The sequence below is a fragment of the Saccharopolyspora karakumensis genome (assembly GCF_004349225.1).
Taxonomy (GTDB): Bacteria; Actinomycetota; Actinomycetes; order Mycobacteriales; family Pseudonocardiaceae; genus Saccharopolyspora; species Saccharopolyspora endophytica.
In genome coordinates, this window is the sequence record NZ_SMLA01000019.1 from 52,322 (window position 1) to 74,249 (window position 21,928).

Genomic DNA, 21,928 nt, shown 5'->3' on the forward strand with positions numbered 1-21,928 from the left:
AGATCGCACATGCCTGGTCAACGCGGGAAAGCTACCACGCTGCGAAGACCTGCTCCGCGGTGCGCGAAGCCGAGTCCGATGGTCGGCTTCGCCGACGGCAGCGCCGCTTTCGCGCCCGCGCGATCATGCCCCCAGGTAGCGCCCGGGCCGGTGGTTGAGCGCGAGGACTCCGTTGAGCAGCACCGCGCCCAGCGCCGAGATCAGCATCGCGGTGGGGGAGACGACGAGCAGCGCTGCGGCGATCACCAGCACGTCGAGCCCCATCTGCACGTAGCCCGCCCGCCACCGCAGCCGTTCCTGGGCGACCAGGGCCACGACGTTGAACCCGCCGAGGCTGGAGTCGTGCCGGAACACGATCAGCAGCCCGATGCCGATGAGCAGGTTGCCGCTGACCGCCGCGTAGACCTGCGGCAGGTGCAGGGCCCCGAACAGCTGCGCGTGCAGCGGGGCGAACGCCGAGACGAGCGCGATCGAGATCAGCGAGCGCACCGCGAACCGACGGCCCTTCTTGGCCACCGCCAGGGCCATGAAGGGCAGGTTGACCAGGAGGAACAGCACCCCGAAGGGCACCGGCAGCCCGTAGCTGAGCAGCAGTGACAGCCCCGCTGTTCCGCCGGTGACGATCTGGCTCGACTTGAGCAGGTGCAGGCCGAGCGAGACCACGAAGGTGCCCGTGAGCAGACCGAGCGCGTCCTCGATGCGGGTGTGCGGCAGTGCGATCGGCTGCCGGGTCTCGGCTGCGCTGGTCGGTGCGGTCACGGGGGTCGGGGTCGCGGTCTGCGCAGGCATGCTCGAAATTCTCGGGTCAGCACAGCACAGCAGGCAACACAGCCCTCCGCGGCTGCGCCAGAATTCGCGAATGGCCGGGCCGGTGTGGCACAGTGCTCAATCCGCAGGTGCTCGTCACACGGTTCTCCCCCGATGTGTCCGGCACCACATCTGACCTGGGGTTTCGGTCGTGCGCTCACCGCGCGGCGACCCCCGACCTCCCGGAGCGTGCCGCTGGTGAACGAGATCGATGCCCTCGACGCCCGAATCCTGCTCGCCCTCGACGACGACCCGGACCTGACCATCCTCGGCCTGTCCCGCCAGCTCGGCGTCGCGCGCAACACCGTGCACGCGCGGCTGCGCAAGCTGGGCCACAACGGCGTCATCGGTGACTTCAGCCGGCGCGTCGATCCGGTCGCGCTGGGCTACGACCTGGTGGCGTTCGTGTCGATGCAGATCAGCCAGACCAAGCAGCCGGTGACCACCACGGCACTGCGCGAGCTGCCCGAGGTGATCGAGATCCACGCGACCTCCGGTGACGCCGACCTCATGGTCAAGGTCGTCGCCCGCGACACCCAGGACCTGAACCGGATCACCAACGAGATCCTCGGCATCGACGGAGTCGAGCGCACCAGCACCGCCATCTCGTTGCACGAGGCGATGACCACCCGCATGCGGGGCCTGCTGGAGGTCGCCGCCCGCACGTCGTGACCGGCCGCGCGGCGAAGTGGTCGAGTTCCCTCCGTCTTTTGCTGCTTCGGCAACCGACTCGAGATCGAACCGTGTTCACCCGAAGGGGTGTGATCTTGCGTTCCGAACGGGCATGATCACCCGGTGTCGCTCGATGTCTCTCGCCTGTCCGTGCTGATCTTCGATGTCCTGGGAACCGTTGTCGACGAACGAGGTTCGACCCGCACCGCGGTCCAGGGCGCGCTGGAGGAGGCAGGTGAAGCGGAGGGCAGCGTCGACGCGCTCGCGACCGCCTGGCTGACCAGGCTCGACGAGCTGCTGTCCGAGGCGGCCGAGGGCGAGTACCGGCCGATGGACGAGCTCAACCGGGAGGCCTTGGAGCACGCCGTCAAGGCCGCCGACGTCTCGCTCGGCGAGGACGCGCTGGCCGAGCTCGCCGCGGAAGGTCTGCGCCCCAAGCCCTGGCCCGACGCCGCGCCCGGTGTCGGCGCGCTGGCCGACCGGTTCAACGTCGTCGCCCTGTCCAACACGACCATGCTCGCGCTGGCCGAGATCACCCGTCGCGGCGGCCTGCGCTGGGCGTTCGCCCTGTCCTCGGAGCTGGTCGGCGCCTACAAGCCGGACCCGTCGGTCTACCGCAAGGCGCTGGAGCTGATGCGCGTCGAACCCGGTCAGGCCCTGATGGTGGCCTCCCACCCGTGGGACCTGCGCGCCGCCGCGGAGCAGGGCATGGCCACCGCCTACATCGCCAGGGAAGGCGAAGGCGAGCCGGTCGAAGAGGACGAGTTCGACCTCCAGGCCTCGACGATCGCCGAACTCGCCGCCCAGCTGCTCTGAGGCGCCCCGAGGCGGGGCGATCGGCCGTTCGGCGCATTGCCGCAGGTATGACGGCTACGTGTTACCGAAATGTACACCCGAACGATTGCCACCGGGCTGCGGAACATGGACGATTTGCTGGGGATCGATGATCTCGCCTGCTCCGAACCACCTCAACGACGACGGGAACGGAACATGACGAACCTGGCAGCGAACCTGGTCGCGTCCGCTCAGCGGCACGGCGACCGGCCCGCCGTCCGTCTCGACGAGCACGTGCTCAGCTACGCCCAGCTCCACGCCTCGGCCGCTGCCGTGGCCGGTGACCTGCGGGAACGCGGCATCTCACCTGGCGACCGAGTCGGCTTGGTGTTCCCGAACGTTCCCGCCTTCCCGATCCTGTTCTACGGCGCGCTGCTGGCAGGCGCGACCGTGGTGCCGATGAACCCGCTGCTCAAGGCCCGCGAGGTCGAGTACTACCTGCGCGACTCGCAGATGTCGCTGGTCTACGGCTGGGACGGCGGCGGCGACGCGGTGCCGGCCGCTGCCGCCGAGGTCGGCATCCCGGGCGTGGTGGTGGGCGCGGTCGGCCCGCTCGAACTCGGCGGCGAGCCGATCACCGAACCCGTCGAGCGCACCGACTCCGACACCGCCGTGCTGCTCTACACCTCGGGAACCACCGGCAAGCCCAAGGGCGCCGAGCTGACCCACCACAACCTCGCCTCCAACGCCGAGATGGCGGTGGAGACGCTGTTCGAGCTCACCCCCGACGACGTGGTGATGGGCTGCCTGCCGCTGTTCCACGTCTTCGGCCTGACCTGCGCGCTCAACACCTCGGTGATGGTCGGCGCGTGCCTGACCCTGCTGCCGCGGTTCGACCCGGCCAAGGCCCTGCAGATCGTGCCGCGCGACAAGGTCACCATCTTCGAGGGCGTGCCCACCATGTACGCCGCGATGCTCAACCACCCCGACGCCGACGGCGCCGACATGAGCTCGCTGCGCACCTGCGCGACCGGTGGTTCGGCGATGCCTGTGGAGGTGCTGCGCGGTTTCGAGGCGAAGTTCGACTGCCAGGTGCTGGAGGGCTACGGCCTGTCGGAGACCTCGCCGGTGGCCTCGTTCAACCAGCCCGGCTACGAGCGCAAGCCCGGATCCATCGGGCTGCCGGTGCGCGGCTGCGAGATGAAGGTCGTCGACCTCGACGGCAACGAGGTCGGACTCGACGAGCCCGGCGAGATCGTCATCCGCGGCGAGAACGTGATGAAGGGCTACTGGGGCCGTCCGGAGGCCACCGCCGAGGCGATCAAGGACGGTTGGTTCCACACCGGCGACATCGCCACCAAGGACGCCGACGGCTACTACTTCATCGTCGACCGCAAGAAGGACCTGATCATCCGCGGCGGCTACAACGTCTACCCGCGCGAGGTCGAGGAGGTGCTCTACGAGCACCCGGCCGTCGCCGAGGCGGCCGTGGTCGGCGTCAAGCACCCCGACCTCGGCGAGGAGGTCGGCGCGGCCGTCTCGCTCAAGCCCGGTCAGGACGCCACGGAGGACGAGCTGCGCGAGTTCGTCAAGCAGCGCATCGCCGCCTACAAGTACCCGCGCGAGGTCTGGCTGGTCCCGGAGCTGCCGAAGGGACCGACCGGCAAGATCCTGCGCCGCGAGGTCAAGGAGATGCCCCGCGAGGTGTGAGCGGTGCCGGGCCCGGCCGCGCGCTGGGCCCGGCACCGGCGGACTAGGCTCACGGAAGTCTGTGAGTGAGGTCTGAGCATGGTCGGAATCAAGGACGTCGCGCGGCTGGCCGGGGTTTCCATCGGCACGGTGTCCAATGTGGTCAACCGCCCGCAGCTGGTGTCGGACGAGACGCGGCGGCGGGTGCAGTCGGCGATCGAGGAGCTCGGCTACGTCCGCGACGAGTCGGCTCGGCAGCTGCGCGCCGGCAGCAGCCGGATCATGGCGCTGCTCGTGCTCGATCTGGCCAACCCGTTCTTCGTCGACCTCGCCCGAGGGGCCGAGGAGGCCGCTCACGAGGCCGGGCTCAACGTGATCACCTGCAACAGCGGCCAGCGCGTCGACCTGGAGTCGTCCTACCTGTCGATGCTGGCCGAGCAGCGGGTGCGCGGACTGCTGCTGTCGCCGGTGGACACCACCGGCGAGCGGCTGCGGACCTTCGCCCGCAGCCGCATCCCGTACGTGTTCGTCGACCGCACCGTGCCGGAGGTGCAGGGCAGTTCGGTCGCCGTCGACGATGTGACCGGGGGAGCGCTGGCTGCGCGCCACCTCGCCGAGACCGGGCACCGCGAGATCGCGATGGTCAACGGCCCGTCGATGCTCGCGCAGTGCCGGGACCGCGAGTCGGGCGCCCGGTCGGCGCTGGAAGGCACCGGCGCGCACCTGACGGTGCTGGAGTCCTCCGCGCTGGACGTCGCATCGGGTCGCGACGCGGGCGCGCGGCTGCTGGGCATGAGCCCGCGCCCGACGGCGGTGTTCTGCGCCAACGACCTGCTCGCGCTGGGCCTGCTGCAGGCGATGGTGGCCGCCGGGGTACGGGTGCCGGAGGAGATGGCGATCGTCGGTTACGACGACATCGAGTTCGCCGGAGCAGCGGCGGTGCCGCTCACCTCGGTGCGTCAGCCTGCCCGCAAGCTCGGCCGCACGGCGGCGGAACTGCTCATCGCCGAAACCTCGGGTGAGCCGATCCGGCACCGCCAGATGGTCTTCCAGCCGGAACTGGTCGTCCGCGACTCAACTCGCGTCAAACGTCAGAAGTAGCCGATCCACATCGCACCGACCGCGAGGAAGGTGGTGATGGACAGCGTCGCCGTGATCATCTCGGCGTGACGTGCGGTCATGGCGGTTCCTCGGGTGGGCTCAGGTTCGGGCGGTGGCGCGGCCGGGGTGACCGGCAGCGGCGTGCGGATCGGGGAGGTGCCGGGGCGAGCGGGCAGCGGGCGCCCCACCCAAGGGCGGGTGGCGGTCGGGCGCGTGTTGTGCCTGCCGCGGGAGTGCTGCCTGCGCCGTGCCTTCCGGTGGACCTGTGCGGTGTTCAAACCAGCGCCCCCTCGCGGCCGATCATCCTAATCCGTCGCGGGCAGGAGGCTCCCTCCGCCTACCCCGAACGGCGTCGGGATCGTTGATCCGTTCGGTCGACCGCCGGCGAGGTGGGCATGCCCGCGCACCCGAGTGCTGAGCCCAATCTGACAGCGGCCGGTGCAGAAGTTAAGCCCTGATGTCCGGCGCGCCCGGATTCCGCTGAATTGCACCCGTTCGGCGGTGGCCGGTCACTGATCGTGACGTAGCCGCTGAGCTGGGCAAAGGCCGTCCAGATCAGTCGCTCTCGACGAGGTCCAGGAACTGCCAGTGACCATCCGAGAGGCCGGCGAGCAGCGTGCCGCAGTTCTGCAGCACGCCGGGGACCGAGGTCACGTGCTGGGTGCCTCTGTGCAGATCGCGGAAGAAGCGCTGCAGGACGCTGCGCCGCAGCGCCGCCGTGCCCGGCCACTTGCAGACGGCCTGGCCCACCTCGTGCAGTGCAGCCGTGCGACGCCGATGTCGGGTCTTCGAGGACGCTACCGGCGAGTGCTCGGCGGCCGGACACCGGCACATGTCCCGCGCAGCCGGTCAGCTGGAGGACAGCACCGACTGCGAGGAGATGATCGTGCCGTAGCGGGCGATGGTCAGCGCCGAGTCGTCGACGTGGTAGACGTGCCCGTCGTTGGTCTCGGTCACGTACCAGCTTCCGCTGGGGTAGGCCCGCAGCGTGATCGACCCGCTGTCGCTGGAGCCGTAGTAGTACAGCGATCCGGCCGAACCGCAGATGTCCACACGGGACTGCGCGGTCTCGTAGGAGGCCACGCAACCGCTGGTGCGCGCCGGGCTCGGCTGCGGGACCTGGTGGGGCGCTGCGGGCACGACCGGCGCTGCGGGTGCGACGGGAGCCGCGGGCACCGGGATCGTGATCGTCGGTGGGGCCGCGGGCAGGTAGGTCACGCAGGCCGTCAGCGCCGGAGCGCTCAGCAGTGCGAGTGCTGCGGCGGCGTTGCGGAGCCGACGACGGCGCATGACGGGTCCTTCCGGGCGGTGGTGGACGAGGGGGATGCGGGGTGAGGTCGCGATGAGCCCGCACCCCCCTCGAAACAAGGGAACACCGGCTGGGAGCCCGGGTTCCCGCTGTCATTGGGCTCCGGAGCGGCGAGCACCGACCAGGGCCTTTGGTCCCGGGGCACCTGTGACGCGGCGACGTAACGTGGTCACCAGGTGGTTATTCGTCCACCACGGATCTTCCTGGGGGTGCGCGATGTACGCAGCGGCCGTGTCCGGAGGTGTCGCCGCTGCCGCGTTGCTCACCGGGTGCGCCGCGGGGCAGACGCCGAGGACCGTCTACGTCGAGACCCCGGCACCGCCTCCACCGCCGCGAACGCCCGTCGAACAGCCGCGCGGCGAGTGCGGGATCGATCCGGCGCGGATGAGCGAGAAGACCAAGGCCCGGTGCGGGCTCGTGGTGCGGGAGAGCGCCGATCGTCACTGCGGCGATCCGGAGTGGTGGGACTTCTCCGATCCCGCCGACGTCCACAGCTACTTCCGGGTGTGCACCGACGGCCCGATCCCGGTTCCTGTCCCGGTACCCGTGCCGGTGCCGTACGAAGTGCCGAGCCCGCCGTCGACGAGCGAGTCCGCCGAACCGCGGTCGTCGGTCGAGTCGGAGGTGGAAGCACCGGAGACATCTCCGCCTGAGTCGCCGCAGTCCCAGTTCTCGGAACCGGACACGAGCTCCGTCGAACCGGACACCGGGTCGTCGGAGGAGGCCCCGAGTTCGGAGGACTCGACTCCCGCCGAGGAGTCGGATTCCGGTGAGTGAGGCGAACCGGTGGTTCAGCGCTCGATGACGGGGTTGCCGAGGATGTCCAAGGCGCCGGTCAGGTCGTCGACGGCGATGAGCCGATCCGGCGGGAACGTCTGCTCCACCGTCACGACCGCGCCCGCGTCGATGCCGTTGTGGTCGATGAGCAGGTGCGGGTCGGCGTCGACGCCGAGTCCGAGCAGTTCGACACCCGCGTGCACCGCGCCGTCGGCGACCGGCTCGGGTGACGGGGACGGCGCGGGAATCGGCAGCGGTGGCAACGGGTTCGGCTGCTGAGCGCCGGGCGGCGGAGCCGGTCGTCCGGGTACCGGCGCGGATCCCGGCGGAGCGGGAACGGCCGGAGCTGCCGGGGGAGCGGGCGGTGCCGAGGGTGACTGGGGCTGCGGCTGCTGCGGGGCGGACGGCGGCTGCGGCGGCGCGGAGGCGACCGGCGGGATCTCGTCCTCGTTGGCCGCCATCGCCAACCCGAGGACGGCCAGCGCCGCGGCGAGCGCGGCGCCCGACACGGCCGCGCGTCGCGGACCGCCCACGGCGTTGACGACCCCGCCGACGACTCCGCCGCTCCCGGCACCCACGGCGGTGAGGTAGCCGGCCGCGGTGGCGCTGCCGATCACCAGGGGAGCGATGAACACGCGCAGCGCCCCGTTGATCTCCACCAGTTCCGCGGCCAGCGCGCTGCACCGGTCGCAGTCGTCGAGATGCGCCTCGACCCGGGAGGTCTCGCGCTTCGCCAGGCCGCCGCGCGTCCACGCGCCGAGCCGCTCCACGTTCTCCCGGCAACGCTCCTGCTCGGCGTCCAGGTTGCCCAGGTGCACCTGCAGGAACGCCTGCTTGAGGCCTTCCCGCGCGCGGTAGGCCAGCGCGGACACGCCGTTGGGCGTCATTCCCAGCAGCGGAGCGACCTTCGCCGGGGACTCGCCCTCGATCTCGACGTGCCAGAGCACCATCTGCCAACGCTCGGGCAGTTTCGCGAACGCCGCGGCGACCAGAGACCGGTCCTCGCCTTCGACGGCGGTGTCCTGGAACGGCTCGGAGATGTCGATGCCGGGCACCGTCGCCAGGTCCTCGGCGTACTGCAGCCGCTGCTGCTTGCGGGTGCGGTCGTAGGCGGCGTGCCGGACGGCGGTCAGCAGGTAGGCGCGGAACGCCGAGGTCGGTCCGCGCTGGTCGCGCAGCAGGTCGAGGACCTTCGCGAACGCCTCGGAGACGACGTCGTCGGCCTCGGCGGCGGACTTGGTGACCTGCCGTGCCATGCTGTGCGCGGCGGCGACGTGGCGCTCGTAGAGGCTTCCGTAGGCCCCGGTGTCGCCCTCGCGCACCGCCTCGATGAGCTCGCCGTCGCTGCGCTCCAGGGAGCCAGCCTCCGTCGGTAACGCCGCCATGCCAGCCCCCTGCTCGCGGTCTTGATCAACACTGCCCGGCACAAGTGCTACCCCGGCCGGCGCGGCGGTGGTCGATGACGCTCGCATTCGTTGCGCCTTCGTGACCGCGTGTTGCTCCGTTCGTATGGCGCGCAACGACTTCCGACGGTCTACGGCGATGGGCGAAACATCACAGCACCGCCGGCGCCCGAAGGGGTCGAACGGCTCAGAACGGTCAATTCGCGAATTGCAGCCGGTGATTCGTCGGACGGGGGATGACGTGCACCCAGCTGCCCGCGTCGGTGAACACCAGGCCGCATTCGCGCAGATCCGCCAGGCGGGAGTGCACCTGCCCGCCGAAGCGGGCCGCGAGCACCGACAGGGGGCAGGGGGCGTCCACGTAGCGCAGGAGCTCCGCGGCTTCACCGGCGAAGACGTACTCGTGCCGACCGAAACCCGGCCGGTCGTCGAGGACGACGAGCGCGCCGCCGTCCTCGACGAGCTCCAGCAAGCCGAGCGGGTTGTCCCGCCGCCAGGCCGCGACACCGGCCAGCAGCACCGCTTCGGTGTCGCCGGAGATGCCGTCGCCGCACCGCACGGCGCTCTGCATCGGCGGCAGGTGGTGCAGAGCGGGGAACTGCGCCAGCACCCGTGCGTAGGAGCGGTCGGTCTCGCCGGGGAAGCCGTAGCGGTAGGTCCACTCCACCGACAGCCCCAACGTCCGGGCATCGCGCAACATCCGCACGTTCCCGCAGCCCTCGGACCGGCTGCCCGCCAGCCGCAGCACCCGCGTGCTGAGGTTGTCGATGCCGGGCCGGACCCGGCGGAACCCGCTGTCGCGCAGGCGCGACAGCCGCTCGTAGGACACCTCGGTGCTGATCTCGGCCTGCGACCGCATCGGACCCGCATCACCTTTCGCCGCTCGTGCGGTGGAGCGGCGGGAAGCCCCCCTCGCGCATCTCAGAGGTCCGGATGTCGTCCACGCCGCCTCGTCGCACCGCGAAGAACCCCAGTCCGATCCACCGTGCCAGGAGGTCCCCCGCGAAACCAGGCGTGATTCACCCGGACGTCGTCATCGTCTCGTTCTCGGGTTTCCCGCTTTTCCGCTCGCTCGCCGAGAGGGTCTCCAGCAGCGCGTCGTAGGCGGGCTTGGGGGTGAAGTCGTCCCAGTAGATCGTCGCCGCGCCCTGGTTCGGGAACGTTCCGGGCACCCAGGAGTACTTGTCCGGCAACCCCCACACGGTGAACGAGCGGCAGCTGGAGACGTCCAGGCACGACTGCAGCGCGCGGCGGTAGTAGTCGGCCTGCTCGGTCAGCTGCTGCTGGGTGGGGGCACCGCCCTGCGGCAGCGTCATGCGCACGTCCAGCTCGGTGATCGCGGTCTCCAGCCCGAGATCGGCGAAGCGCTGCAGGTTCTGCGTGAGGTCCGCCGGGAACCCGTCGTCGAGGTTGAGGTGGGCCTGCGCGGAGAAGCCCTGCACCGGAACTCCCTGCGCCAGCAGGTCCTGGACCAGCGCGTAGTAGGCGTCGCTCTTGGCGTTGTCGCCCTCCACGCCGTAGTCGTTGAAGAACAGCTCGGCCTGGGGATCGGCTTCGTGGGCCCAGCGGAAGGCGTCGGCGATGATGCCGGGGCCGAGCTCGCGGATCCAGATGTTGTCGGTGGTGCGCAGGTTCCCGGGCTCGTCGAAGATCTCGTTGGCCACGTCCCACTGCTGGATCCGCCCGGCGTAGCGGCCGACCACGGTGGAGATGTGCTCGTGCAGGATCTCGCGCAGCTCTTCGGGCGAGAAACCGCCGTTCTCCAGCCATTCCGGGTTCTGGCTGTGCCACAGCAGGGTGTGCCCGCGCATCACTTGGCCGTGCTGCTCGGCGAAGTCGACGATCGCATCGGCGGTGCCGAACTCGTAGGTGTCGCGAGCGGGGTGGAGGTACTCCCACTTCATCTGGTTCTCCGGCGACAACGAGCTGAACTCGCGGGCGAGCACGTCGCGGTAGGGCTGGTCGGAGGTGAACGGGTCGGGGTAGGGCTGCTCGTCGTGGTGGCCGCCGCCGGCGACGGCGGAGCCGACGACGAGGCCTTCCGGCGCGGCATCGCGCAGCGCGGGCGCCTGGGGTGCGGCTTCGGCGTGGACGGGTAGCAGCAGGACCGCTGCGGCGGCGGTGGTGGCGAGGCGAATCGGCTTCATTGCGGACTCCCGCGTTCTCTACTGGACCGGAACAGTTTCCGAAATATTTCGTACAACACGCGATTTCGAAGACTATTGGCGCGCCCGAGGAAAGGTCAAGAACCGCAACTTTCGGATTCAAGGTACGTGCAAATCCCCGGCATTCGCGCGCCGAGGCCATGAACCTCCCCCGAGGGTGGACTTCCGATCCGTGAGCGAAACATTTCGGTCAGGAATCGCCCGCGGGCCGCGGCAGGTATCAACCTCGGAACGACTCCCGCTGGGCGGAACAGAACGCTGGTCCGGAATCCGGGAGGCGCCCACATGATTCCGGGCACGACACCGACAGCGAAGAGGTGACCTGGAATGACAACGGCGTCAGGACAGTCCGGCCGCGCGCCGGGGGCGAGCGCTCGGGGCGTCGCCGCGCTGTGCTGGGCGGCGGTGGCGCTGGAGGGCTACGACCTGGTGGTCCTCGGCGTCGTGCTTCCCAAGCTGCTGCGCGATCCGAGCTGGCAGCTCACGCCTGCGACCGCATCGCTGATCTCCTCGGTCGGGCTGGTGGGCGTGATGATCGGCGCGCTGTGCGTTGGACCGCTGACCGACCGCTTCGGCCGCCGCAAGCTCATGATCGCCACGGTCGCCCTGTTCTCCGCGCTGACCCTGGCGTGCGCGTTCGCCGACGGCCCGCTGCTGTTCGGCGCCCTGCGATTCCTGGCCGGTCTCGGGCTCGGCGGCGTCCTGCCGGTGGCGATCGCCCTGGTCAACGAGGCGTCCGAGGCCAAGGGCGGGAGCGCGACGACCACCCTGATGACCGGCTACCACGTGGGTGCCGTGGCCACCGCACTGCTGGGAATCCTGGTGATCCCCGCGCTGACCTGGCGCGCCATGTTCGTCATCGGTGCGCTGCCCGCGCTGGTGCTGCTGCCGCTGCTGGCGCGCCACCTCCCGGAGTCGCTGCCGGCCACGGCCGAGGAGAAGGCCGCCCGCAGCCCCGTGGCAACCCTGTTCCGAGGCGGCTACCTGCGGTCCTCGCTGGCGTTCTGGGTGACCTCGTTCATGGGTCTGCTGCTGGTCTACGGGCTCAACACCTGGCTGCCGGAGATCATGCGCGCGGCCGGCTACGAGCTCGGCGCCGCGCTGGCGCTGCTGCTGACGCTCAACGTCGGTGCGGTGCTGGGTCTCCTGCTCGCCGGACGGGTTTCCGACCGCATCGGCGTGCGCACCTGCACGCTGATCTGGTTCACCGCCGCAGCCGTGTTCCTCGCCCTGCTGAGCGTGCGGCTGCCCGGCTTCGGCGTGTACGTCAGCGTGCTGCTGGCGGGTGTGTTCGTCTTCAGCACGCAGGTCCTCGTCTACGCCTACGTCAGTCACCACTACCCGGCCATCGGGCGGGCCACCGCGCTCGGCGCGTCCAGCGGTGTGGGGCGGCTCGGCGCGATCTGCGGCCCCCTGGTCGGTGGAGCGCTGCTCAGCGCGGGTCTGGCCTACCCGTGGGGCTTCTACGCGTTCGCGGCCGTCGCGGTCATCGGGCTGGTGTCGGTGACGTTCGTGTCGAACCGGCGACCCGCCTGAGCCCTGCCCGGCCCGGGATGTGGGACGCGAGCGGCGGTGCTTTGCAGCGCGCTGATCACGAGCGAGGATGACCGGCATGACAGCTCAGGCCGGTTTCGTGGTGCGGTGCCACATCGACCTGTTGCGCGTGGGCAGCGCGATCTGTTGATCCACGGCTGCACAGCCGCTCAGAACATCTCTCCTGCACCGGTTCTCAGGCCGGTACCCGCTCGCACGCCTCGTCCCGGGAGTCCTCGTGCTGTCGTGTCCCGCCATGCCCTCGTGCAGTCCTCTGTGGACCGAGGGGGCCGGGTGTGGTTGAGCTCGCGGTGCTCACCGGGCACCTGAGTCCGAGGTCGCGGTCCGCGGCGGTGGCCCGCACGCTCCTCGACGAGCTGCGCCGCACCGGCACCGAGGTCGCCGAGGTCGCGGTGGGAGCGCTGCCGCACTCCGCGCTGATGACCGGGAACCACCGGCATCCCGCGGTGCGCGCGAGCCGCCGCGTGGTCGCCGAGGCCGCTGCGGTCGCCATCGTGACGCCCCGCTACGAGCCGCACGGGAGCGTCCCGCTGCGGTCCTGGCTGGCGATGCCGACGAGCGACCCGCTGGCCGGAAGACCACTGCTACCAGTCGGTTTGGGTGTGCCGTGAGAGGTCACTCCACCGGTCTCGGCGGTGGCCTGGGCGCCGCGAGGGTGCTGCCCGCGACGTTCCTCTACGACCACTGGTTCACCGAAACCGTCGGGTGGAGCCCGGACCCGCGCGCCGACGACCTCATCCGAGAAGCTGCCCGCACCCTCCGGGCATCCGCGTTCGGCGAGGTCGTCGCCGCGTGAACCGGTGATCAGATGCCGTGGACCTGCTTGCGCGCGGCGGCGTAGGCCGCCCGGACCGCGGCACCGCTGGTGTCGTCCCCGACGGCCCGGCGGGTGCCCGCGACCTCCCACTGCGGCGGCGCGGCGCTGCCGGAACGGGCCCAGGCGGCCTGCTTGGCCGCGCCGATGGCCACGTACTCGGCCGGCTCGGGGATGTCCACGTCGACGCCGAACAGGCCAGGAGCGATGGCCTGCACCGCCTCGGAACGGGCCGCCCCGCCGATGAGCAGCACCCGCCGGACCTCGGCGCCGGTGTCGCGCAGCGCGTCGATGGCGTCGGCCATGCCGCACAGCATCCCCTCCACGGCCGCGCGGGCGACGTTCTGCGGCGTCATGTTCGCGCCGGTCAGCCCGGCCAGAGTGCCGGTGGCCTCCGGGAGGTTCGGAGTCCGCTCGCCCTCCAGGTACGGCAGCAGGCTCAGCCCGCCGGAACCCGGCTCGGCCGCCAGCGCGAGCCGGGAGAGCCCCGCCAGGTCGGTGTCGAGCATGTGCGCGGTGGAGCTGAGCACGCGCGCGGCGTTGAGGGTGCACACCAGCGGCAGGTACCGGCCGGTGGCGTCGCAGAAGCCCGCGACGATGCCGGTCTGGTCGGCGCTGGGCTTCTCGGCGGGCGCGAACACCGCACCCGAGGTGCCCAGCGACACCACCACGTCACCGGGCTTGAGCCCCAGTCCGAGCGCGGCGGCCATGTTGTCGCCGGTGCCGACGCCGATGGTCGCGCCCTCGATGCCCGGCAGCGTCGCTCGCGCGGCTTCGGCGTTGGGGCCCAGCAGCTTCGGCAGCTCCGGGGTGCGTCCGCCCATGGCCTCGGTGAGCAGTTCGGGCAACCACTCGCCGGTGGTCGGGGAGTAGTAGCCGGTGCCCGAGGCGTCGCCGTGGTCGGTCCAGCTCTGCTCGGGGCGTCCGGCGATTTGCCAGCCGAGCCAGTCGTGCGGCAGCAGCACCTGCGCGACGCGATCGGCGTTGTCCGGCTCGTGCTGCGCCAGCCAGGCGAGCTTGGTGATGGTGAAGCTCGCGACCGGGACCAGCCCGGTGCGGGTGGCGAGCGCCTCGGCCCCGTGGCGTTCGACGAGCTCCTCGGCCTGCGGGGCCGAGCGGGTGTCGTTCCACAGCAGGGCGTCGCGGACCGGCTCGCCGGAGGAGTCCAGCGCGACCATGCCGTGCTGCTGGCCGCCCACCGCCACCGCTTCGATGCGGCCCGGCGACTTCGCCACGACTGCGGCGATGGCGTTCTGCGCCGCCTCCCACCAGACCGCCGGGTCCACCTCGGTCCCGTCGGGGTGCGACGCCTTGGCCTCGGCGACGACCGCGCCGTCGTCGGCGTCGACGACGAGCGCCTTGGTGGACTGGGTCGACGAGTCGATGCCTAGCACCAGCATTGCGGATCATCCTTCGTGCTCGCGGAGTGCAAGCACTCCCGGGCCGGGTTCGTGCGGCGCCGGAACGCCGTGGTCGGTTCTGACCGGACACGATTGTGCGCGATCAGGACGCGGTCGTGCGAACACCCCTGGCCCCAGCACAGGGGTGCCGGGGCCAGGGGCTCGGTGGGTCAGTTGACGCCGAGGAGGTGGTCCATGGCGAGCTGGTCGAGGCGCTCGAAGTGCATGCCGCGAGCGGCCGCGGCCTCGACGTCGAGCTCCTCGGACAGCAGGTCGGACACCGATTCCCCGGTGTTGAGGGTCGGGGTGGACAGCTCGGCGACCCGAGACGCCTCCAGCGCCTCCTTCACCCGCGGGTCCGCGCGGAAGGCCGCCGCGCGCTCCTTGAGGATCAGGTAGTTGCGCATGCAGCCGGCCGCCGAAGCCCAGACGCCGTCGTAGTCCTCGGTGCGCGGCGGCTTGAAGTCGAAGTGCCGCGGGCCTTCGTAACCGCCGTTCTCCAGCAGGTCGACCAGGAAGAACGCGTTGCGCACGTCGCCGGCGCCGAAGCGCAGGTCCTGGTCGTACTTGATGCCGCTCTGCCCGTTGAGGTCGATGTGGAACAGCTTGCCCGCCCACAACGCCTGCGCGATGCCGTGCGCGAAGTTCAGGCCCGCCATCTGCTCGTGCCCGACCTCGGGGTTCACGCCGACGATGTCGCCGTGCTCCAGCTCGTTGATGAACGCCAGCGCGTGGCCGACGGTCGGCAGCAGGATGTCGCCGCGCGGCTCGTTCGGCTTGGGCTCCAGCGCCAGCTTCATGTCGTAACCGCGTTCCTTGATGAACGCGCAGACGGTGTCCACGGCCTCGCGGTAGCGGTCCAGCCCGGCGCGAACGTCCTTGGCCGCACCGGATTCGGCGCCCTCGCGACCGCCCCAGGCGACGAAGGTGCGGGCGCCGAGCTCGGCGGCCAGCTCGACGTTGCGCAGCACCTTGCGCAGTGCGAAGCGGCGCACGTCGCGGTCGTTGGCGGTGAAACCGCCGTCCTTGAACACCGGGTGGCTGAACAGGTTGGTCGTCACCATCGGCACGGCGAGACCGGTTTCGTCCAGCGCGCTTCGGAAGCGGGAGACGATGGCCGAGCGCTCGGTGGCGTCGGAACCGAAGGGCACCAGGTCGTCGTCGTGGAAGGTGATGCCGTGGGCGCCCAGGTCGGAGAGCCGGTGCACGGCCTCGACCGGGTCCAGCGGGCTGCGGGTGGCTTCGCCGAACGGGTCGCGTCCGAGCCAGCCGACGGTCCACAGGCCGAACGAGAACTTGTCCTCGCGCTCCGGGGTGAAGTCGGTCATGACTTGATGCTCCTCACGTCGTGGTGCAGTGCGATGTCGTGCCGGCACCGGGTGGTGCCGAAACCCGGTCAGCCGACGGCCTTCTCGGCCGCGGGGATGCGCAGCGGATCGTGGAAGATCTCCTCGATGACGATGCTGCTGGCGCCGCGCACGGCGGCGGAGAACCCGTAGGTGGAGGCGGTGATCCGGCAGACCGCCGCATCTCCGGCCACCGAGCGGTCGCGCAGTTCCCGCATCGCGGCGGGAACCAGGTAGGGCGCGACGGTGCCGAGGTAGCCGCCGAGCACGACGACCTCCGGGTTGAGCAGGTTGACCAGCATCGACACGCCGATGCCCAGCCACCGGCCGATCTCGTCGAAGCCGGCCATGGCTTCCGGCCCGCCGTCCTCGGCGCGCCGGCGCAGCGCGTGGGCCTGTTCCTGCGGGTCGACGTCCTGATCGGCCAGGTCGGGTGCCGCCGCGCGCAGCACGGCGGGCAAGCCGATCTTGGTCTCCAGGCAGCCGCGGCGCCCGCATCCGCAGACCTGCCCGTCGAGGTCGACCGGGACGTGCCCGATCTCCCCGCTGAACCCGCCGGAGCCGCGCAGGAGCCGCCCGCCGGTGATCAGGCCAGCCCCGACGCCGACCTCACCGGTCAGGTACACCAGGTCGGCGGCCGGTGGGGTCATGGAGTGCAGCTCGGCGAGGGCGGAGAGGTTGGCCTCGTTGTCGACCACGATCGGCACGTCACCACCGAGGCGCTCGCGCAGCGCGTCGGCGATCGGGATCGAGCGCCATTCGAGGTTGGGCGCGTAGCGCACCCGGCCGGTCTCGGCGTCGACCAGACCGGGCACGGCCACGGCGATGCCGGCCAGGGACGACGATCTGGTGCCCGCCAGTTCGGTGACGGCTTCGCGGGCGATCGCGGCGAGCCGGTCGAGGGTGGTCTCCGGGTCGGCGCGCATGGCGTCGAACCCGATCCGACGCTCGACGATGACGCGTCCGGCCAGGTCGGTGCCGCGCGCGGCGAGGTACTGGGAGTTGATCTCCAGCCCGAGCGCGGTGATGCCGCCGCCGTCGAGCTCCAGCGAGCGTCCGGGACGACCGACGGCGCCGTCGCGGCGCAGGCCGGTCTCGCGGATGAGGCCGCGGTCGATGAGCTCGGCCGCCAGGCTGGAGACGGTCGCCTTGGTGAGCTTGCTGCTGGTGGCGATGTCGGCGCGCGAGACGACCTCGCCGCGCCGCACCTCGTCGAGCACGCGCGCGAGGTTGGCCCGCCGCACCGCGGTCTGGTCGACACCGGCCGACGCGCCGAGCCGCACGGCCTCACCGCTTCCTCGTTCGGCCACACCCACCTCCCAATAAGTACGGCCGCAAAACTAATGGCCGAATCTGCCGATGGCAAGAGTGGCCGCGAGATCCGACCTTCGTGCGGGCTCGTCCGGTTCATGCGGTGACGGCGCACGTCTGCCGGGCTCCTTGGTTGACCCGGCGAACTAATCCGATCACCGGATGCGGTGAGATCGTCACGCAGTGCCGCATTCGGGGATCGCCGTTGCGCCGAGCGGCGTAGTCTCTCGGCTGCCCGTCTCGCTCCCGCCCCCTCGGTGAGGCGGGCACCTCTTCGTCCAGGACACGAACCGGACAGGGTTCGGTTCGTGTCCTGGACAATCCGTTGCCCTGAGCTCGAGCGCGGTGGCAGCATCGTGATCACGCACGATCACCGGATCGCGACCACCAGCGGCGTCCGGAACGACTCGCCGGAGGGGCGATGACCGCGAACCATTCCGCCGACCCGAGCGCGGCCACCGCCACGATCCGCCACGTCGAGATCGGCTGCCGGAACCTGGCGCGCTCCCAGGAGTTCTACACCGGACTTCTGGGATTCACCGAAACCGCGCGGGAATCCGGTGTCAGCTGGCTCGACGCCGGGCCCGCGCGGATCAAGCTCGTCGAGATCGGCGACGGCGACCTCGGCGGCTGGGCGTCCGACGACCTGCAGTGCGGGATGCGGCACGTGGGCATGAAGGTCGGCGACGTCGACGCCCAGGCGGCCCGGCTCCGCGAAGCCGGCGTCGAGTTCACCACGCATCCCAAGGACGCCCACGGCAACGTGCGCATCACCTTCTTCACCGACCCCGACGGGACGCTGCTGGAATTCGTCGAGGGTGCCGTGCGCCACGACGAGACCTGCTCGCCCGAGCTGGCCGCCGAAGACGTCGCCGCGCACCACAACCGGCCGCGCGACGCGGGACCGGTCTTCGACCACATCGCCGTCACCGCCCCTGACCTGCAAGAAGCGCTCGACTTCTACGTCCGCACGCTCGGTGCGAAGGTGATCGGCAAGCTCATCCGCTCCGACGACCCGCGCGGGTTCGTCATCACCAACCTGCGACTCGGCGGTGCCGTGCTGGAGCTGTTCACCTTCCGCCGCGAGACCAGGCCCAGCCCGTGGTCGGCGGGGCAGTCGCGGCTCGGGCTGCGCGCCGTCGGGCTCGGCGTGGCCGAAGCGCGCGGAGCCGTGGGGGCCATGACCGCCGCCGGTGCGGGCGCGGTGCTGCGACCAGGACCCGAACCGCTGCTCATCGACCCGCACGGCCTGCCGCTGACCATCACCACGCGATGAGCCGCTCCACGAGGAGCGACCGAGCGGCCGCCTGAGCACGGGTCCGGTGTGGACGTCAGGACTTCTCGGTCATCGGGAACGTGATCCCGGTGAGGTGCTCGGAGAGGGTCCACAACCGCTGGGCCGCCTCGGGGTCGCTGGCCGCCTGGGTGCGTCCGACCAGGGTGGGGGAGCCGCGCAGCTCGAACGGCCCGTCCGGACCCACGTAGCTGGCGCCCGGGATGTCCTGGGTGGCGGCGAACAGCGTCGGCAGCGCGCCTGCCTGCGCGGGCTGCGCGACGATGAGGTTGCCGACGGCCATCAACCGGCGCAGCAGCGAATTCCCCGCGCGGCTCTGCAGGTTCGTCGCCGCGTAGCCCGGGTGCGCGGCCGTGGCGCGGACCGCCGAACCCGCTTCGGAGAGCCGGCGCTGCAGCTCCAGGGTGAACAGCAGGTTCGCCAGCTTCGACTGGCCGTAGGCCTTCTGCGGGTCGTAGGCGCCGGTGAAGTTCGGGTCCTCCCAGCGGATTCCCTTCACCGAGCGGTGCAGGCTGGACGACACCGTGACCACGCGATCGGTGACGTGGCCGATCAGCAGGTTGGTCAGCGCGAAGTGACCGAGGTGGTTGGTGCCGAACTGGATCTCGAAGCCGTCCCGCGTGAGCCCCTCGGGCGGGAACATGACCCCGGCGTTGTTGATGAGCATGGCGATCTCGCCGTCCCACGCCTCGGCGAACTCGTGCACCGAGGCGAGGTCGCCCAGGTCGAGCCGGCGCACCTCGGCCGAGCCGTGCACGCTCCCGGCGGCCTGCTCACCCTTGGCGACGTTGCGCACGGCGAGCACCACGTGCGCGCCCGCCCGCCCGAGCGCCTGCGCGGCCTCCAGCCCGAGTCCGCTGTTCGCGCCGGTGATGACGGCCGTCTTGCCGGCCAGGTTCGGTAGTTGATCGCTGGTCCATCGCGTCATGCCGCCCATCGTGCCACCGATGTCGCGACATGCCGATGACCACGGCCGCCCCGAGCGGCCGTGGCCATCGACGTCCCCCTGTCAGCAGGGATCGACCAGGTAGGTGTCGAAGCCCTTGTCGTTCGGGCTGTCCTCCACCGCGGTGGAGGAGTACTGCCATTCGCCCCCGGCACCGTGGAAGTTCGCGACGGTGCCCGGTGTCTGCCGGTTCATGAACGAGCCCAAGCGGAGTTCCAGCGGGATCGGGCCGGCCTGGCATTCGAAGAGATCGACCCTGTTGCCGGTGTAGTTGGGTCCGTCCCAGACGCAGAGGAAGGTGTCCTCGCACTCCGCCAGAGCGCGTGCCGTGGCCTCGTGCTGCGTCTCACCGGATGCCAACCCGGCTCCGGCCCCCAGCAGGAGCAGTGAACCTGCGCCGGCCGCGGCCAACTTGCTGATCAGTGCTGCGTGCATTGCTGATTCCCCCAGTCGGTGCGGCCCGGCCACCACCGCGCGGAACAGCGGTGGCCGGGCGCTTTCCTCACATCAGCAGGGGTGCACCCGGCGGGTGTCGAATCCCCTGTTGTCGTCGCTGAACTCAGGTGCGGTCGAGGTGTACTGGACGATCCACGCGCCGTCCGGGTTCGCCGGGTCGGGACCGATGAACTCGGCCACCTGGCCGGTGTACTGGTTGTTGATCCAGGAACCGACCGGCCACGGCGTGTCGTAGACGCCGCACTCGAAGAACTTCACCATCTCGCCGTGCCCGTTGGCCTCGGGCCAGACGCACAGGTAGCCGTCCCCGCATGCTTCGGCCATGGCGCGCTGAGTGGCTTCCTGATCGGTTTCAGCAGAGGCGAGGCCCATGCTCGATCCGGCCAGCAGCAGTCCTCCCGCAACGGCGGTTCCGGCCTTGACAAGTGTCCTCGTCGACATCGTTCCTCCCAGTTCGCAGCGTTCGCGGGCGTGCGAACGCACAGGTGTCCCCGTCGTGTGGTGTTCGGTGTTGGCCCCCAGCGGCCCGGTCGGGCCTTGGCATCGCGACACCCTTTCCACGTCGCACGTTCGACTAGGGTTGCCTCGAACCGGACGGACAATGCGGCGTTTTCGGCCACGCCACCCGGCCGAGACCGCGCGAGGCCCGAACTCACAGCCGGTAACCAGCGCGAACATCAACCAGGCAGCCCGGTTTCAGGGCGAACCCACGTGCGAAACGCGCCTGCGCATCGCTCGCATGCGCACAGGGTGAGGAAGTTGAACCCTCAGCGAACGCCGTGCGGTGTACTTGGGTGGACTTCCGGGGGAGGACACGAATTTCGTCGGCGGATCGTGCTGTTGGCTCGGCTCGGTCCACAGCGGTATGTGGATGGTGCTGCCCAACATGCTCTAGAACCCGTGAACCAGGCGGCGAGGCCGGTATCCGGTCAACTCGAGCAGCGCAGACGAGTCACCCGACACGGCCCTGACGCAGTAGGCCCTGCGCTGCCCGGATCAGACGCGTGCCGGTGCCAGTCCGCATCGCCAGGTCGTAGGCGCCGCGCAGCGCCGCCGGCCTGATGGACTCAACCGCAGGAGAACAACGGTAGGGACTGCCGCCGAAATCGCACTTGTATCGAACGTAGCTGCTCAGCGACGACCAATCATCGACGTCGTCCAGCAACGTCCTCAACGCCGACTCTGGCAGACCCCCATGGTCGAACCATCGAAACCCCTGGTCCCTAGCCCACATCATGGCTTCCCAGTGCAGGATGCCGGGCAGCCCGTTTGGGCTCGGCACCGCGCGGTCGAACCCGGTCAGGCGCGCCCTCATCGTCGCCCCGCACAGGGTGTACAGGTGGGCGACCACGGGCGTTCCGCGATAGCGGGCGATCCACAGCACGGCGTGCCTGCCGAGCCCATGCAGCAGGGCTTCCACGTACTCCTCGGAATACGGCTGGAACCTGTGGTGGGCACCGGTCCGGGCGAGCAGCTCGGCCATCACAGAGAAATCCCGCTCATCACCGCGACCGACCCGAACCCCCTTGTTCTCCCAGGACCTCCTCCTGACTTCCCGGCGCAGCCGCTTGTTGCCGAGCTCGGACCACAAGGCGTCCTCAGGGCGGTTGAGGTCGATGCGCAACGACCCAGGTGGGGCCACGCACGCGTCGGACCCGCGGAATCCGCGCGCGATCATCTCACCGCTGAGGTCGTCGACGCCTTCCGGTGGTTGCACGAACAGCATCCGCAATCGATGCCGAGCGAGGTCGTCAAGCGCCCCAGCGAGCGCATCACGCACACACGCGCGGTCAGGCACGCCCGTCGCGATCACGGGCCCGTAGGGCACGTAGCCGAGCGTCCCGAGCGGCCGCACCTGCCGGACCAGGACCTGCGCCCCACCGAGGACTTCGCCCCCGCGCGTGACCAAGACGTAGTGGGGTGCGTACCCTGCCTCCGCGCGAACGCGCCCCCACGCGCTCAGCTGGCTGACGTCACAACCAGGTGTGGCCTCGACGAGTTCGTCCCACGCCCGAAGCCAGGACTGTCCTGGTTGAGCCGAGTCCACAATGATCATCGAGTTCCCCGCAGACATGTCCTGCCCCTTTCGCGACGCGGAGCCGGTCACCGG

At 70.5% G+C, this 21,928-nt stretch carries 22 protein-coding genes; 9 read left to right on the forward strand and 13 right to left on the reverse strand.

Annotated features, from left to right (window positions below):
* Window positions 1-123: 123 nt before the first annotated feature.
* Window positions 124-789, reverse strand: a complete 666-nt coding sequence (locus E1202_RS14910) for a YitT family protein (protein WP_132683661.1) — start codon at window positions 787-789, stop codon at window positions 124-126.
* Between the two features lie 216 nt (window positions 790-1,005).
* Between E1202_RS14910 and E1202_RS14915 the strand changes: the two genes are divergently transcribed.
* The 4 genes from E1202_RS14915 to E1202_RS14930 all read left to right on the forward strand — a co-directional run bounded on the left by E1202_RS14915 (window position 1,006) and on the right by E1202_RS14930 (window position 5,043).
* Complete coding sequence (locus tag E1202_RS14915) at window positions 1,006-1,479, forward strand: Lrp/AsnC family transcriptional regulator (RefSeq protein WP_207918640.1); 474 nt, start codon at window positions 1,006-1,008, stop codon at window positions 1,477-1,479.
* 123 nt (window positions 1,480-1,602) lie between these two features.
* Window positions 1,603-2,295, forward strand: coding sequence for a haloacid dehalogenase type II (locus E1202_RS14920; RefSeq protein WP_132683663.1), 693 nt, complete (start codon window positions 1,603-1,605; stop codon window positions 2,293-2,295).
* A 174-nt stretch (window positions 2,296-2,469) separates the two neighbouring features.
* The gene (locus E1202_RS14925) at window positions 2,470-3,963 is read left to right on the forward strand and encodes a long-chain-fatty-acid--CoA ligase (protein ID WP_132683664.1); all 1,494 of its coding nucleotides are present in this window, start codon (window positions 2,470-2,472) and stop codon (window positions 3,961-3,963) included.
* 78 nt (window positions 3,964-4,041) lie between these two features.
* Complete coding sequence (locus E1202_RS14930; RefSeq protein WP_132683665.1) at window positions 4,042-5,043, forward strand: LacI family DNA-binding transcriptional regulator; 1,002 nt, start codon at window positions 4,042-4,044, stop codon at window positions 5,041-5,043.
* A 555-nt stretch (window positions 5,044-5,598) separates the two neighbouring features.
* Here the strand turns inward: E1202_RS14930 and E1202_RS14935 are convergent.
* Together E1202_RS14935 and E1202_RS14940 are read right to left on the reverse strand one after the other, a co-directional pair.
* On the reverse strand, window positions 5,599-5,793 hold the full coding sequence (locus E1202_RS14935; RefSeq protein ID WP_132683666.1) for a hypothetical protein: 195 nt from the start codon (window positions 5,791-5,793) through the stop codon (window positions 5,599-5,601).
* 99 nt (window positions 5,794-5,892) lie between these two features.
* On the reverse strand, window positions 5,893-6,333 hold the full coding sequence (locus tag E1202_RS14940) for a hypothetical protein (protein ID WP_132683667.1): 441 nt from the start codon (window positions 6,331-6,333) through the stop codon (window positions 5,893-5,895).
* 235 nt (window positions 6,334-6,568) lie between these two features.
* Here E1202_RS14940 and E1202_RS14945 point away from each other — a divergent pair, with 235 nt between their 5' ends.
* Complete coding sequence (locus E1202_RS14945) at window positions 6,569-7,129, forward strand: hypothetical protein (RefSeq protein ID WP_132683668.1); 561 nt, start codon at window positions 6,569-6,571, stop codon at window positions 7,127-7,129.
* A 14-nt stretch (window positions 7,130-7,143) separates the two neighbouring features.
* On the opposite strand, the gene E1202_RS14950 is transcribed toward E1202_RS14945, so the two are convergent.
* From E1202_RS14950 to E1202_RS14960, 3 genes are all read right to left on the reverse strand, one after another.
* Entirely contained in the window at window positions 7,144-8,514 is a 1,371-nt protein-coding gene (locus E1202_RS14950) for a sigma-70 family RNA polymerase sigma factor (protein ID WP_132683669.1), read from the reverse strand.
* 214 nt (window positions 8,515-8,728) lie between these two features.
* Window positions 8,729-9,391, reverse strand: a complete 663-nt coding sequence (locus E1202_RS14955; RefSeq protein ID WP_132683670.1) for a hypothetical protein — start codon at window positions 9,389-9,391, stop codon at window positions 8,729-8,731.
* Between the two features lie 160 nt (window positions 9,392-9,551).
* Window positions 9,552-10,679 (reverse strand): endo-1,4-beta-xylanase, encoded by a 1,128-nt coding sequence (locus E1202_RS14960; RefSeq protein WP_132683672.1) that lies wholly within the window; start codon window positions 10,677-10,679, stop codon window positions 9,552-9,554.
* Between the two features lie 345 nt (window positions 10,680-11,024).
* Between E1202_RS14960 and E1202_RS14965 the strand changes: the two genes are divergently transcribed.
* From E1202_RS14965 to E1202_RS14975, 3 genes are all read left to right on the forward strand, one after another.
* Entirely contained in the window at window positions 11,025-12,233 is a 1,209-nt protein-coding gene (locus E1202_RS14965) for an MFS transporter (RefSeq protein ID WP_132683674.1), read from the forward strand.
* A 293-nt stretch (window positions 12,234-12,526) separates the two neighbouring features.
* The gene (locus tag E1202_RS14970) at window positions 12,527-12,862 is read left to right on the forward strand and encodes an NAD(P)H-dependent oxidoreductase (RefSeq protein WP_165943863.1); all 336 of its coding nucleotides are present in this window, start codon (window positions 12,527-12,529) and stop codon (window positions 12,860-12,862) included.
* A complete protein-coding gene (locus tag E1202_RS14975; RefSeq protein ID WP_132683676.1) occupies window positions 12,859-13,047 on the forward strand; it encodes a hypothetical protein in 189 nt (62 codons plus the stop codon). Before E1202_RS14970 ends, E1202_RS14975 begins: the two co-directional genes overlap by 4 nt.
* A gap of 8 nt (window positions 13,048-13,055) precedes the next feature.
* On the opposite strand, the gene xylB is transcribed toward E1202_RS14975, so the two are convergent.
* From xylB to E1202_RS14990, 3 genes are all read right to left on the reverse strand, one after another.
* Complete coding sequence (gene xylB / locus E1202_RS14980; RefSeq protein ID WP_132683678.1) at window positions 13,056-14,465, reverse strand: xylulokinase; 1,410 nt, start codon at window positions 14,463-14,465, stop codon at window positions 13,056-13,058.
* Window positions 14,466-14,635: 170 nt separating this feature from the next.
* Entirely contained in the window at window positions 14,636-15,793 is a 1,158-nt protein-coding gene (gene xylA, locus E1202_RS14985) for a xylose isomerase (protein ID WP_132683680.1), read from the reverse strand.
* 68 nt (window positions 15,794-15,861) lie between these two features.
* Window positions 15,862-17,121, reverse strand: coding sequence for an ROK family transcriptional regulator (locus tag E1202_RS14990; RefSeq protein ID WP_207918641.1), 1,260 nt, complete (start codon window positions 17,119-17,121; stop codon window positions 15,862-15,864).
* Window positions 17,122-17,543: 422 nt separating this feature from the next.
* Between E1202_RS14990 and E1202_RS14995 the strand changes: the two genes are divergently transcribed.
* Window positions 17,544-18,398, forward strand: coding sequence for a VOC family protein (locus E1202_RS14995; protein ID WP_132683682.1), 855 nt, complete (start codon window positions 17,544-17,546; stop codon window positions 18,396-18,398).
* 55 nt (window positions 18,399-18,453) lie between these two features.
* Here the strand turns inward: E1202_RS14995 and E1202_RS15000 are convergent, their stop codons facing one another.
* From E1202_RS15000 to E1202_RS15015, 4 genes are all read right to left on the reverse strand, one after another.
* A complete protein-coding gene (locus E1202_RS15000; protein ID WP_132683684.1) occupies window positions 18,454-19,344 on the reverse strand; it encodes an oxidoreductase in 891 nt (296 codons plus the stop codon).
* A gap of 81 nt (window positions 19,345-19,425) precedes the next feature.
* On the reverse strand, window positions 19,426-19,797 hold the full coding sequence (locus E1202_RS15005; RefSeq protein WP_132683686.1) for a peptidase inhibitor family I36 protein: 372 nt from the start codon (window positions 19,795-19,797) through the stop codon (window positions 19,426-19,428).
* A gap of 72 nt (window positions 19,798-19,869) precedes the next feature.
* Window positions 19,870-20,496, reverse strand: coding sequence for a peptidase inhibitor family I36 protein (locus E1202_RS32600; RefSeq protein ID WP_132683688.1), 627 nt, complete (start codon window positions 20,494-20,496; stop codon window positions 19,870-19,872).
* 274 nt (window positions 20,497-20,770) lie between these two features.
* The gene (locus E1202_RS15015) at window positions 20,771-21,874 is read right to left on the reverse strand and encodes a lipid II:glycine glycyltransferase FemX (protein WP_165943865.1); all 1,104 of its coding nucleotides are present in this window, start codon (window positions 21,872-21,874) and stop codon (window positions 20,771-20,773) included.
* Window positions 21,875-21,928 lie beyond the last annotated feature (54 nt).